At 48.1% G+C, this 13,486-nt stretch carries 11 protein-coding genes; 6 read left to right on the top strand and 5 right to left on the bottom strand.

Annotation, left to right across the window (positions count from 1 at the left end; translation table 11 throughout):
* The first annotated feature begins 37 nt into the window (after window positions 1-37).
* From G4C92_RS02720 to G4C92_RS02710, 3 genes are all read left to right on the top strand, one after another.
* On the top strand, window positions 38-1,105 hold the full coding sequence (locus G4C92_RS02720) for a polysaccharide biosynthesis protein (protein ID WP_274941068.1): 1,068 nt from the start codon (window positions 38-40) through the stop codon (window positions 1,103-1,105).
* 3 nt (window positions 1,106-1,108) lie between these two features.
* Window positions 1,109-2,299, top strand: a complete 1,191-nt coding sequence (locus G4C92_RS02715) for a UDP-N-acetyl glucosamine 2-epimerase (RefSeq protein ID WP_274941067.1) — start codon at window positions 1,109-1,111, stop codon at window positions 2,297-2,299.
* Window positions 2,300-2,391: 92 nt separating this feature from the next.
* On the top strand, window positions 2,392-3,591 hold the full coding sequence (locus G4C92_RS02710; protein ID WP_274941066.1) for a polysaccharide biosynthesis C-terminal domain-containing protein: 1,200 nt from the start codon (window positions 2,392-2,394) through the stop codon (window positions 3,589-3,591).
* A gap of 67 nt (window positions 3,592-3,658) precedes the next feature.
* Here G4C92_RS02710 and G4C92_RS02705 read toward each other — a convergent pair whose 3' ends face one another.
* From G4C92_RS02705 to istA, 4 genes are all read right to left on the bottom strand, one after another.
* Window positions 3,659-5,155 (bottom strand): nucleotide sugar dehydrogenase, encoded by a 1,497-nt coding sequence (locus tag G4C92_RS02705; protein WP_274941065.1) that lies wholly within the window; start codon window positions 5,153-5,155, stop codon window positions 3,659-3,661.
* 441 nt (window positions 5,156-5,596) lie between these two features.
* Window positions 5,597-5,962 carry a hypothetical protein gene (locus G4C92_RS02700; RefSeq protein WP_274941064.1) on the bottom strand — a complete coding sequence of 122 codons (366 nt, stop codon included), beginning with the start codon at window positions 5,960-5,962 and terminating at the stop codon, window positions 5,597-5,599.
* 114 nt (window positions 5,963-6,076) lie between these two features.
* A complete protein-coding gene (gene istB / locus G4C92_RS02695; protein ID WP_274939922.1) occupies window positions 6,077-6,877 on the bottom strand; it encodes an IS21-like element helper ATPase IstB in 801 nt (266 codons plus the stop codon).
* Window positions 6,874-8,340 (bottom strand): IS21 family transposase, encoded by a 1,467-nt coding sequence (gene istA, locus G4C92_RS02690; RefSeq protein ID WP_274941063.1) that lies wholly within the window; start codon window positions 8,338-8,340, stop codon window positions 6,874-6,876. Before istA ends, istB begins: the two co-directional genes overlap by 4 nt.
* 125 nt (window positions 8,341-8,465) lie before the next feature.
* Here istA and G4C92_RS02685 point away from each other — a divergent pair, with 125 nt between their 5' ends.
* Window positions 8,466-9,176, top strand: coding sequence for a transposase (locus tag G4C92_RS02685; protein WP_274941062.1), 711 nt, complete (start codon window positions 8,466-8,468; stop codon window positions 9,174-9,176).
* 94 nt (window positions 9,177-9,270) lie between these two features.
* On the opposite strand, the gene G4C92_RS02680 is transcribed toward G4C92_RS02685, so the two are convergent.
* Complete coding sequence (locus G4C92_RS02680) at window positions 9,271-10,686, bottom strand: ISL3 family transposase (RefSeq protein WP_274940062.1); 1,416 nt, start codon at window positions 10,684-10,686, stop codon at window positions 9,271-9,273.
* A 344-nt stretch (window positions 10,687-11,030) separates the two neighbouring features.
* On the opposite strand from G4C92_RS02680, the gene G4C92_RS02675 reads away from it, so the two are divergent.
* Together G4C92_RS02675 and G4C92_RS02670 are read left to right on the top strand one after the other, a co-directional pair.
* Complete coding sequence (locus tag G4C92_RS02675) at window positions 11,031-11,993, top strand: NAD-dependent epimerase/dehydratase family protein (RefSeq protein ID WP_274941061.1); 963 nt, start codon at window positions 11,031-11,033, stop codon at window positions 11,991-11,993.
* A gap of 140 nt (window positions 11,994-12,133) precedes the next feature.
* Window positions 12,134-13,243 carry a DUF4238 domain-containing protein gene (locus tag G4C92_RS02670; protein WP_274941060.1) on the top strand — a complete coding sequence of 370 codons (1,110 nt, stop codon included), beginning with the start codon at window positions 12,134-12,136 and terminating at the stop codon, window positions 13,241-13,243.
* Window positions 13,244-13,486 lie beyond the last annotated feature (243 nt).

Here is a 13,486-nt window from a genome sequence, read left to right as displayed (position 1 = left end):
ATAAAAAGAGCTTGGAAAGAGAGGAACCTATTTCGTTATGAACAATATTACAGAAGCTTTCAAAGGGAAGACGCTCGTTATAACCGGTGGAACGGGATCATTCGGTTCAACCGTCCTCAAGCACTTCCTGACCACCGACATCGGAGAAATCCGCATCATCAGCCGTGACGAGAAGAAACAGGACTGGATGAGACACACATTGCAGGCTCAGTACCCTGACTATGCGGGAAAGGTCCAGTTCTACGTTGGCGATGTGCGCAACCTAGACTCTGTCCGAGACGTGATGTATGGAGCTAACTATGTGTTCCATGCTGCGGCTCTCAAAGAAGTACCTTCTTGTGAGTTCTTCCCTATGGAAGCCGTGAGAACGAACATCATAGGAACTGATAACGTGATTACAGCAGCGGTAGAGGCTGGTGTCCAGCGTGTGGTGTTTCTCTCAACCGACAAGGCTGCATATCCGATCAACACCATGGGTATGACCAAGGCGGTCGGAGAAAAGGTTGTGCAAGCAAGAGCACAGAAAGCCTTCGAGCGTGGTGGCACGGTTCTGGCTTGTACTCGTTATGGCAACGTCATGTGCAGTCGTGGTTCTGTCATTCCGCTTTTCATTGATCAAATTAAGAGAAAGGCTCCTATCACTATTACAGATCCGAACATGACTCGCTTCCTGATGAATCTGGACGAGGCTGTAGATTTGGTGGCTTTCGCCTTTGAACATGCTGAGCCTGGTGATCTGTTTGTACAGAAGGCAGATGCGAGCACTATCGGCGATCTGGCGGACGGTGTTATGAAGGTATTCGGTGAAACTGAGAAGAAGATCATTGGTTCACGTCATGGAGAAAAGCTCTATGAGACACTTGTGACTCGTGAAGAGATGCTTCGTTCTGTTGATATGGGCCATTATTATCGTATTGCTCCTGATGCACGTGGTCTGAACTATGATAAGTTCTATGTGAAGGGTACTGTTCATACTGAGGGCGACGAGGCATATACCTCTCATAATACCAACCGCCTCGACGTGGACGGCGTGGTCAAGAAGATCATGGGCACGGACTATGTGAAGGAAGAGCTGGAAGGCCGTCCGCATGCGGTGGAGGCATAAATAATGTTAGAGCACAATTTTAAATGGAAAAATGACGGTAGGCTCAAAATTATGATCGGCTGCGGTACTCGGCCCGAGATCATCCGGCTTGCGGCTGTGATGAAGCGTTGCCGAGAGTATTTTGACGCGTGCATCGTCTACTATAACCAGAACTGGGATCCGAATTTGAGTACAGTATTCTGGGAAGATTTCGAGCTTTATAATGCGAATGGCGAGATTGGCCCGGACATCTTGGTGCCAGTAGTAGGTGAAAATCTGGGTGTCACTTGCGGCAACATTCTCGGTAGAAGCTATGAGCTTCTGTTAGAGCTTCAGCCGGATGGGTATCTTGTTCTTGGAGATACGAATTCTTGCCTCTCTGCCATCTCCGCCAAGCGCCTGCACATTCCGCTGTTCCACATGGAAGCTGGAAACCGTTGCAAGGATGAGTGCCTACCTGAGGAAACGAACAGACGCATTGTAGACGTGATCTCCGATGTGAACCTTTGCTATTCAGAGTTTGCCCGTAAATATCTTGCTGATACTGGCCTTCCGAAGGAACGGACATATATGACCGGTTCTCCGATGGCTGAAGTACTGCGCATGAATCTGGAGAAGATTGAAGCATCCGATGTGTTGGATCGGCTTGGCTTAGAGCCCAACAGATATATCCTCTTATCGGCGCACCGTGAGGAGAACATTGATACCGAGAAGAACTTCACGTCTCTTTTTACTGCTATCAATGCTTTGGCAGAAAAGTATGATATGCCGATTCTCTATTCCTGCCATCCCAGAAGCAAGAAGCGGCTAGAAGCAACTGGATTCAAGCTGGATCCGCGTGTGCGGGTCAATGAACCTCTTGGCTTTAACGACTACAACAAGCTGCAGATGAATGCTTTAGCTATTGTTTCTGATTCTGGTACGTTGCCGGAGGAGAGCAGCTTCTATCTGTCCATCGGACATCCAATCGCTGCCGTGTGCATCAGAACAAGTACAGAGAGGCCAGAGGCGCTGGAAGCGGGAGATTTCATCCTTGCCGGTATTACAACGAATGAGCTGCTGCAGGCGACCTCGATGGCCATCGAGATGAAGCAGAAAGGTATTCTTGGTAAACCCTGTCCGGACTATGTTGATGAGACAGTTTCCATGAAGGTTGTTCGCATCATTCAGGGGTACATAGGCGTTGTGAATAAAATGGTGTGGCGGAAATACTGATCAGCACATGCCTCCTACATCCACCGCGTCTCTTATCACACACAGCCGGGTGAAGAAGGAAACTGAAAAAATCGGAAGAACGGGGAAAAGGAATGAATATACTTGTAACGGGTGCGGCCGGAGCTTTAGGCCGAAACCTTGTAGAGAATTTGAAAGCGATCAGAGATGGAAAGAATCTGACGAGGCCTAATCTCCATATCGATGCTATTTATGAATACGACAGGAACAACACAGAAGAGGATTTAAATCGCTTCTGCTCCGATTGTGATTTTATTGTGCATGCGGCTGGCGTGAACAGGCCGAAAGAGACAGCTGAGTTCATGGAGGGGAACTTTGGGTTCACTTCCACATTGCTTGACTGTCTGAAAAAGCACGAAAATAAGGCTCCCATTATGATCACAAGCTCCGTCCAGGCGACACTGAGCGGTCGTTTCGGTGATTCGGAGTATGGCAGGTCCAAACTGGCCGGTGAAGAGCTGATGTTCAAATACGGCGAGGAGACTGGTGCTCCCGTCTATGTTTACCGTTTCGAGAATATGGTGGGGAAGTGGATTCGTCCGCGCTATAACAGTGCTGTGGGTACCTTCTGCTACTGCATCGCAAGAGGGGAACCAATCACAGTCAATGATCCGTCAGTTCTCATGGAAATGGTATTCTTCGATGATATCTGCGAAGAAATATATGATGCCATGGAAGGCCATCCGCATCGTTGCCATTATGAAGGTGTGGAGGCAGTTGAAGATGAGAATGGCCGTTACTGCCATTGCCCGGTAAAGCATAAAGCTACGCTGGGAGAGATTGTGAATTTGCTCCATCAGTTCCATGATTTTCCGGCAGATTTCATTATTCCTAAGCTGGAAGCGGGCTCTTTTGAGAAGAAACTACATGCGATGTATCTGAGCTATCTCCCCAAAGAGGCTACGATCTTCGACTACAAGATGAACTGTGATGATCGTGGCAGCTTCACTGAGTTGGTTAGGACTCCTGATCGTGGGCAGGTAAGCATCAATATCAGTAAACCTGGCATCACCAAAGGTCAGCACTGGCACGACTGTAAAAATGAAATCTTTATCGTTGTAAAGGGCCATGGCCTTATCCAGATGCGGAATCTGAAGGATAACGAGGTTGAGGAGTACGAGGTGTCCGGTGACCATATCCAGGGCGTGTGGATGAAGCCAGGCTGGACTCACAATATAATCAACCTGTCCGATACGGAGGATCTTGTTACGGTCATGTGGGCATCTGAGATGCTGGATAAGAACAGGCCAGATACATTTTTTGAAAAGGTCTGAATTTGAAGAAAGCCGGGAAAAAAATCCCGGCCTTCTTTTGGATAATTCTGTTTGGATTGTTATGTAATCAATCTCTGCGGAATAAATCCCTTGTGTACACTTTTTCTTCGACATCGTCAAGTGCAGGATCATAACGATTAGCGATGATACAGCCGCACATTTTCTTGAACTTCTTGAGGTCGTTGACAACTTGGCTACCGAAGAATGTGCTGCCGTTCTCGAGGGTAGGCTCGTAGATGATCACTGTTGCGCCCTTTGCCTTGATTCGTTTCATGACACCCTGGATGCTGCTTTGGCGGAAATTGTCACTGTTGCTTTTCATCGTCAGGCGATAGACACCGACAACGACCTGACGTTCTTTATCAGGATTGAAGTTCTCGCTTCCAGTGTATGCGCCTGCGATTTCAAGGACTCTCTCTGCAATAAAATCTTTCCTGGTCCGGTTGCTTTCCACAATGGCCTGGATAAGGTTCTCAGGAACGTCTCTGTAGTTTGCCAGCAGCTGCTTTGTATCCTTCGGCAGACAGTAGCCACCGTAACCGAAGGACGGGTTATTGTAGTAGTCGCCGACGCGGGGATCCAGGCAGACGCCCTTGATGATCGGTGCAGTCTTCAGTCCTTTGACTTCGGCATAGGTATCCAGCTCATTGAAATAGGAAACGCGGAGCGCGAGGTAGGTGTTCACGAAAAGCTTTGTGGCTTCCGCTTCGGTATAGCCCATGAACAATGTTTCGATCGGATTCTTGATCGCTCCCTGCTGAAGTAGGCCTGCGAAGGTGCGAGCTGCACCTTCTGTCTGCTCATCGCACCCGACAATAATCCGGCTGGGATACAGGTTGTCATAGAGCGCCTTGGACTCCCGAAGGAACTCCGGACTGAAAAGGATATTGTCCATGCCCATCTTTTCACGGATATGTACTGTGTATCCAACCGGGATAGTGGACTTGATGATGATTGTGGGCTTCGGTTCCCGATCAGCTGTACTTTCCTTGATAAGTGCCAGTACGTTTTCCACAGCGGAGCAGTCAAAGAAGTTCTGCTTAGGATCGTAATTAGTAGGAGCAGCGATAATGATGAAGTCCGCATCCTCATAGGCAGCCGCACCGTCTGTGGTGGCAGTCAGATCAAGGTTCCGCTTACTCTTTTTGGCCTCATCCAGATACTTCTCGATGTATTCGTCCTGGATCGGGGAGATGAAGTTGTTGAGTTTCTCGACCTTCTCAGGTACGATATCAACGGCGGTTACTATGTTGTGCTGCGCCAGAAGAACTGCGAGGGAGAGACCAACATAGCCTGTTCCGGCAACGGCAATCTTGTAGGGTCGTTCTACAATAATAGGAGTGGACGCGGCTGTATCCACAAACATATCTGTGGGCTCGAAGTTTAAGGCCTCACCTAATGCCTGGAGCTGCTCGATGGCTGGGACATAGTCCAGTGACTCGAGCCGGGATAAGAGCCCGCGATTTATTCCTGTGGTCTTGGACAGCTGTGCCTGTGTGATCTTCATAGCCTTACGGCGGGATACCACGGTATCGGCAAGCAGCTGCATCGATAATTTCTTCATGATTTCCTCCTTTGTCGCTTAAAACGACAATAAGTACAAGCGGAGTAGTGCCGAAAAACATAAGTATGATAGCAAAGAAAGGACCTGAAATCAATATGAATGTCAGGAAAACGTGTAAATAATTTTTGAAATCAGCGTTTGCTAGCCAAAATCAATAAACAATGTCGCTTAAAACGACAGAATAAATTGATCTCGTAATGTTGTTCAGAACAACAAAAAGGAGCGAAGACTATGCCAGCACATAAACGGAAACCAAACTATAACGGTGCTACCACTATGCAGGAGCTCCTGGCTGCTGTGTGTGATTACTACGGCGATCCGGTGGATGATCGGAAAGAGGAAGATCCAGACCATGTGAGTCTGCACGACGTCGCAGATGAATTTGATATTACTGTCATGAAAGCACGAAAGCTTCTGATAACGGGAGGACTCTATTCAACCTCACTGAGCCGTAAGGTTCAAGAACTTCATGCCCAAGGTTTGACTGTGGCTCAGATCACCGAGGAGACCGGCCTGAAACGTGCAAGTATCAATTCCTACCTTCCATATGAACACATCATCTACAATCTTCCGGACATAAGCATCAAGGCAGAGCGGCAGAAGCAGTACCGTGTGAGGAAGAGGAACAGTGTCCGCACTAACGCTGAAAGGGAACAGAAGCTCTGGCAGGAGTTGACTTACCTCCAGGGATGCCTCTTCACCACCAGCAAAGGTTTGGACTGTGTTTTGCCAATAAGAAATCCCCAAAATCGGAAGGAAAATTCCCCAGTTTCGTATTGGGAATTCCTCAGTTTCGGAAAGTGGCATGATTTCTCCTCATCTGGGTTCCGCCGAGGCCTGCCCATCGTCGGGCAGAGAATGGAACTGTTTTCCGCGGCTGAGGATTTTCTGTGCCTCTTTTTCAGGGACTGCCCGGCCGCTTCACGTCAAGCGGTCTGTCCCCTTGACAACGCCCGCTCCAGGCTGGCGTGCCGTCTGCTTCATCAGCGCATGCTCCATACGGTAGCTGTTTCCTTCGAAGAGGAGCAGATGCCCGTGATGGACAAGACGGTCAATCATCGCCGCGGCCATCTGGTCATCAGTAAATATGCTGCCCCATTTAGAGAATTCCAGATTGGTAGTAAGAATGAGGCTTTTGCTCTCATAACTGTCTGATATTACGCGGAACAGGAGCTGGGATCCGTCACGGTCTACCGGGACATATCCCCACTCATCCAGAATTAGCAGATCAAGGGAGTTCAGATCACTGCGGAGCCTCTCGAGCGTTCCATTCTTCCTGGCCTCTGCCAGTTTCAGGACAAGTTCCGTCACTGTATAAAAGCGCACCTTGTATCCTTTCCGGCAGGCATTCACGCCGGCGGCGATCGCCATATGGGTCTTGCCAACACCTACGGGCCCATAAAGGACAAGGTTATGCTTATGCTCTATGAAACGGACAGCTTCCAGATCTTCTTTGGATAGCGCCGGCGGAAGTTTTACACAGCGGTATTCATATCCGTCGAACGTTTTATAAACCGGGAACCGGGCGCGTTTGACCAGACGTTCGCGCTTGTTCTCGTCCCTGCGGACAACTTCTTTTCGGAGGGCAGCCGCAAGATATTCGATCTGCTTCGGCGTGCCGTCTTCCTTGATGAACTCCGGGATCGCGGAAGTAAGAAACAGGGACTTGCAACAGGCTTGTATGCTTTCTTCCATCTCAGTTCTGGCGATTGCCGTGATCATGATGCCGCCTCCTTGTCTGTGGCCTGGTTGGGCAGAAAGGCCTGGTCATAAACAACAAGTGACGGGCCGGGTTCCGGCGGAGTATCAATGCCGTATCCAGTGATACGCGCCGCGAGAATGGCGGTATCCGACTTGTTGACACTGTTGCCTTTGATGGCGAGCTCCAGCGCGTTTACAGCTGCCGCATAGCCGTACTGTTTTGACAGGCTGCTTAGCATCCGGATACAGGATTTGCGCCCTGCACGGGGCTGGCTGTCAACGTACTCCCGGATCAATTCCGGTGCGTCCGTCCGAAATCCGCTGTTCGGCCAGGCACCGATATTCTTTGAGAGCATCTCAAGCGATGTACTGTAATCCGTAAGATCGGTACGTTTTTCCCCATATTGACGCCTGTGGCGGACCAGAAGACTGCCGTTTGGTTCCAGGATGTCTATATAATGGGCGCGGATGCCGACCATGACCTTCTGGTTGTGGTTTTCGGGCTTAGTGGAGTAAAAATGCCTGCCATCAAGGCAGATCTTTCCATATCCGTCGGCCTTGCAGGTCTCATACCGGCATACATTGAACGGTTTCGCCGGAAGCGGGAGGAAATGCTTCTTATCCTCTTCAAAGAGCTCTGCTATCGCAGTGCCTTTCTTATAGTGGGCTTCTGCCGCTTTCTTTGCATGCTGGTCAAGAAGGCCGCGGTTGAATTCTTCGATGTCGTGGTATGTGGGAACCGGAACAAACAGGTTCCGCCGGCTTGTACCTACTTTATTCTCAACGTTGCCTTTCTCGTATCCGGCATGCGGATTGCAGAACCGGATACGGAACCCGTAATGGGCACGGAACCGGGCAAACAGCTCGGTCTCATGTACCTTATCCATGACCCTGCGGCCAACGCCGGTTGCGTTGTCGAACACAAGAAGCGAAGGGACACCCCCGATGTAGTTGAAAATATCCTGAAGCCCCTGGCAGACGCATTCTGCAGTTTCGCCCCGAAATACCTGGTTATATCCGTCGTTGCTGAACGGGAAGGATACGGTAAGGTATTTCCGGCGGACGCATTCGGTATCTTCATTGAAATCCGCCTCTCCGAAGTCAACCTGTGCGCAGCCGGGCTCCCAGACGAGTTCTTGTGTTCCTTTGGTTTGGATATCGGTCCGGATTCTGTGCACGAATTTCTGGACAGAATCATAGCTTCCGGTAAAACCGTATTCCTCCTGCAGGCGTTCGTGGATGCGCTTGGCAGTATGCCGCTGCTTGGACCAGTGTTTCTGGTCCTCCTCAAGCCATTCCGTGATGATATCAATGTACGGCGTAACGATGGATGTTCTGGATTTCGCCACGGGCGGCTCCGGTGAGAAGTCGTCTTGTTCAAGGTATTTACGGATCGTCTTGCGATCCTTTCCTGTGAGGGATGATATTTTGGAAATCCCATACCCCTTTCGGCTCAAATCTCTGATATCATTGATTTGGGACATAGTCAGCATCTTCCTTTCCTCCTTTGCCTTTGGTCGTGCTTAGACAAAGGATAAATGATTGGTTTGGTTGCTACAACATGTCCCTTTCCGATTTCGGGGATTTCCCCTTCTGAAAGTGGGGAATTTTGTTTCCGATTCCGGGTACTTTTATTTTACGCTACACAGCTTTTGAGGAAAAATGCCCCTGGATACAGCCGGTGTTCGATTACTTCCACATCGTAAAGAACTTCAACGACAAGGTGGTCAGTGAAGTCCGCAAGGACGAGCAGCGCCGCCTGTATGAGGAAGGCCTTATGGAGGAGGCAAGGGCTTTAAAAAAGACCCGTTACATCCTGATGTCAAGTCGATCAACGCTTCAGGCGAAAGATGCGCAAGCCAGGACAGGTGAGCCGATCAGCCGGTCCGGTTCCATCTTTCCCAAGGAAGAGTACGTCCGGAAAGAGGGTTATGAAGCAAGATATGACGAACTTCTCAGTCAGAACAAGCTTCTGTTCACGCTTGATCTGATTAAGGAGCGTCTGTCTCTTTCCTACACCCGCACTGATGAAGCCCGTATGGCGGATGACATCACCTGGATCATGGATACCTGCAGTGCATCCGGAAACAGTCATCTTCAGTGGTTCGGAAGACTCCTTGGAAACCACTTTGAGGGCATCATAGCCCATGCAACTTATAAAATCTCCTCTGGCAAGATGGAGGGCATCAACAACAAGATCAAAGTCTTACGGCGACAGGCCTACGGACTTCCGGATGACGATTATTTCTTCCTCAGGCTGTTTGACGCCAGCAGGAAGGGTTATATTCGCAACCCCTTATCCCATAAGATTTGTGATTGAAGCGAAATAAGGACAAGAAGTTACATGACTGATTTAGAATTAGAAGATATAAGGACAATTGCAGAACTCCCGTACAACTGGGAGAAATTAAGCCTCAATCACTTTTCCTATGGGATTTGGGGTTCCGGACCACCTCAGCCCGGCTTAAGTCAAAGAGCTTGAGGAAGAAGTAGTCATCATCCGGGTATCCATATCCCTGACGCCGAAGCGTCTTAATCTTGTTGTTGATGCCCTCGATTTTGCCAGAGGACATGTCGTAAGTTGCATGGGCAATAATGCCTTCGAAGTGTTTGGACAGTAGTCTGTGGAACCACATGAGATGGACATTCCCAGTCTCTTCGCAGAGGTCCATGACTTTTTCAATGTCCTTCATCATCAAAGTTTCGTCCACACGGCTGTAAGCCAGAGTCAGAGTTTCTTTGATGAGATCACAGGTGAACAGGAGCTTGTTCTCTTTGAGCAGGTCATCGTAGCGGGCTTCATACCCCTCCTTGCGCCTGTACTCTTCCTTGCAGAACATCTCGCTGCCCTTGGAGATAACCTTGCCATCACGTGCCTCCTGGTCCTTCTTCCGAAGGGTCTTTCTTGAGGACGTGAGGATATACTTTGACCGTTTCAGCTGGCGTGCGCCTTCGAAGTTGCCCTCATCGTAAAGCCTGCGCTGTTCGTCCTTCCGGATCTCGCTGACCACCTTATCGTTGAAGTTCTTAACGATGTGGAAGTAGTCAAAGACCGGCTGGATATGAGGGCACTTTTCCTCGAAGGCTTCCTGGAAATCGGAGTTCATGTCACAGGCAACCGCCTCGACATTGTCCATCCATTCCAGACCGATATGCTTGATGAAGTCATACACGACCTGCTTTTTCTTGCCGTGCGAGATCCAGAGGATATGCCCGGTAAGCATGTCGATGATGTGAGTGGCATAGCGGTGTCCGTCGTGCAGCTTGAACTCATCAATGCCGAGGAAACGCGTCGTTTGCTCAGGTTTTATCAGTGTTTGGCCATCAATGGTGTATTTATCCTGAAGCCGTTTCAGATCGATCGCCTTTACTGTATTCTTGCCAAGTCCGGTGATCTCAGACACCTGCTTCAGCGTATAAGTCCCTGTAGCGAGAAGGTCCTTCGTGTATTGCAGAAGTTCCTTTGTGATCCGATGATGATCGGCCATGAAAGGAACAGACTGCATCACGGTTGCGCCGCAGTGAGGACATTCCAGCTGATTGCGTCTGAATGAAAGGTAGCCAAAACTTCCTCCGACATTCAGGTGCTGCACAGCAATAGGATGCCCGCCATGAACATGCATCTTTTTGCCGCACTTCGGGCAGATGCGATCAGAATCCTGTATGTCCAGGGTTCCCTCATAACGGTAGGCAGTACGGCCGGACCTGGTAGTCTCAACCGTCGTTTTGGTGTTGTAGAAGCTGGTCATGGAGGAAGGAACCATGAGGAAATTTCCGGTAAAAGCGGAAAAAGACAGTTGCCCGTTTGCGTCAGTCCGAGTACAATTCATGCAGAGGATCTCCCTTCTGTTTGGGTTGTTACATCCGCCAAGATGCAACTCGAATAGTACAGGAAGATCCTTTTTTATGCAATTGTTTTATGGTCCCGGCAGCGCCTCGCCTGTTCCGAGGAGCAGAACCAGAGGCATGATCCCAGCCGCCGAAGGGGATCCTTGACAGGGTTCTCAGGAAACGTTACACTTCCGAGCCCGACGGCGATGGAGTCTGGAGCCTGTCCCTGAGTTCTTCGCCGTCGGCATAGACCGGACAACGTTTCCTGAGGTTCATGTCAAGGACGGCGTCCGTTGAAACTATTAACCGGGGAGAGCGCTCACATGTTCACCCCACACCAAAAATGATTGACCCGAAATTAAACGAAAAGACGATCATGATTTCCGGCGGTACCGGTTTCATCGGAACTTTCATTTCTGATGTGATCAGGTACAGGAATAAGAAATATGGTTCTGGCATCCATGTTGTTTCTCTTTCCCGGCATGGCGGAGAATCGGATGACACGGTAGAGAAAATAGCTGCGGACATTACACAGCCGATCAGTTATAATGGAAGAGTAGATTATATTCTTCACCTCGCTTCTAACACACATCCTGCACAGTATGCGGCAGACCCTGTCGGAACGATCACAACGAATATTATTGGTTGTAATAATCTCTTGAAACTTGCCGTGGAGAAAAAGATCGAACGGTTCTTGCTTGCCTCTTCTAATGAAATCTACGGCCAGGGGACAGAAGAGCCGATGGATGAGAGTTATTCCGGCTATATTGACTGCAACACAGCAAGAGCGGGATACAACGAATCAAAACGGACTTGTGAAGCACTCTGCCAATCATATAAGAGCCAGTACGGGGTGGATGTAGTTATAGCGCGTCTGACGCGAACCGTCGGAGCGGATCACAAGAAGGATACGAAGGCAATGTCTCAGTTCATGGAAAAGGCTGTGAATGGAGAAGATATTGTCCTAAAGAGCAAGGGAAATCAACGATACTCTTTCTGCTATGTGGCGGACACCGCAAGTGGAATCTTTAAGGTTCTTCTTGATGGTACAAGTGGAGAAGCCTACAACGTTTCTGATGATGACGAGGGTAAGACGCTCGGCGGTTACGCGGAGTTTATGGCAGAGCTGGCAGGGAAGAAAGTCATTTACGATATCGAGGACAACGCCAGCGTGTCAAAAGCCATATATGCTCTGATGAGTACGGAGAAGATCAAGAAGATTGGCTGGAAGCCTATGTACACAATAAGCGATGGGCTGAGAAGAGCGTATCGGATTTATAAGGAAAGACGGAAGGAATCTGTATGATGCGGCAAGCATGGCCGGACTGATGACAGTGATTTGAACACTGATCCGGAGTGAAGAAGACGCACAAGATTACATTGGATCATTGGATAGTTAGAGACAATAATACCGAGAGAAAATTACACATGATAGGAAGATGAAGAATGGCAATAGAAAGATTACCAGATCCGCACAGTAATGTCGCAAAAAGACAACATATAGTGCCAAGAACATATATGAAACCGTGGTCTCCAGATGGGGAGCGTGTATGGACGTATGACAGGTCTGAGACTTCTCCATCCATCGTTTCGCACAGAATGATGAGCGTCAATTATATTCGTAATACTTATGATATTCTGCCAGGAGATTTGTTCTATACACAAGATGCCCTTAATGATATATTTGGGTTTCTAGATGGATATGAAATTGAATATGATAGAAAGAAGCTGACTTCCCATGAGGAGCTTAATAATAATTACAAAAATTTTGATTCCTGGGTAATTATAAAGCCTGATGGAACATCTATAACTGAAACTGAAAGAATTCAAATCAGGGATGCATTGAAGGAGGCTCGGTATCCTTTCACAGAGAAGGCTTGGGATGCGCAATATGAAAGCGACTGGAGGTCTTTTATAACTGATCTCGAGAGACGACTTCGTAGTGTAAAATCAGCTGGCAAGAATGAAGGAGCTGACACAATAACATCAGATGATTTGACAAAAGTTATGGAATATTATCTGATGTTTGACTTTAGATCAGAATCCAGAAATGCATTTGTGGATAGCTGTTTAAACGATGCCATTAATTTCTTCCTGTCAGCAATTCCTCCTATGAAAGCTGCAATGAATGATCCAATTCCAGAGAAGGATCGAGTTCATAAAGATGAGGATACCCATCTGAAAGAACTTCGTGGAAATCATTACAGAAAAGTATTTTATGACTTCCTTTCTTCTGGCGCAGGGAATATTAAGTCAACGCTGGATCAATATAGAAAGATATTTGAAATCCATTTTATGCTGTCAGACAGCATTCATCCGTTTATTACTTCAAATAACCCTGCTTTTACACATACATATGATAACGGAACAAAGGAGAATGTCTTTATAGCACTGCCGACTCTAGCGATTCTCATGGGGAAAGGAAATAAAACTGAATTCCTGATTTCGAACGCTAATGCTCAAGAAGTTGAGAATGTTAATAAAATAGTCTATCAGGAGGGTGATGAACTTATTTTGCCCTCTGACGCCTTTGATATAAGTATATTGAAGAACTGACAGTAAGGTAGTGATCTGAGGCATTGATAATCACATCTTTGTCTGGAAGGGATATACTGTGACTGATATAATGCTTTTATCAGACAACACGCTACAATTCTCTGCTTATCGTCCGGTGCGTGGCAGAGATGGTAGTGCGAAGATAGCAAAGCCGCGTGTGATAGAAGATTTGTGATTCTTATCTAATATCTGGTGACAGGCACTGTTAAGGAAACATTACAATATTACGAAAATATTACACAC

Source organism: Chordicoccus furentiruminis, assembly GCF_019355395.1.
GTDB classification, from domain to species: Bacteria; Bacillota; Clostridia; order Lachnospirales; family Lachnospiraceae; genus Chordicoccus; species Chordicoccus furentiruminis.
Note: the sequence above shows the minus strand (reverse complement) of the source record. Positions and strands in the feature narration are given on the sequence as shown.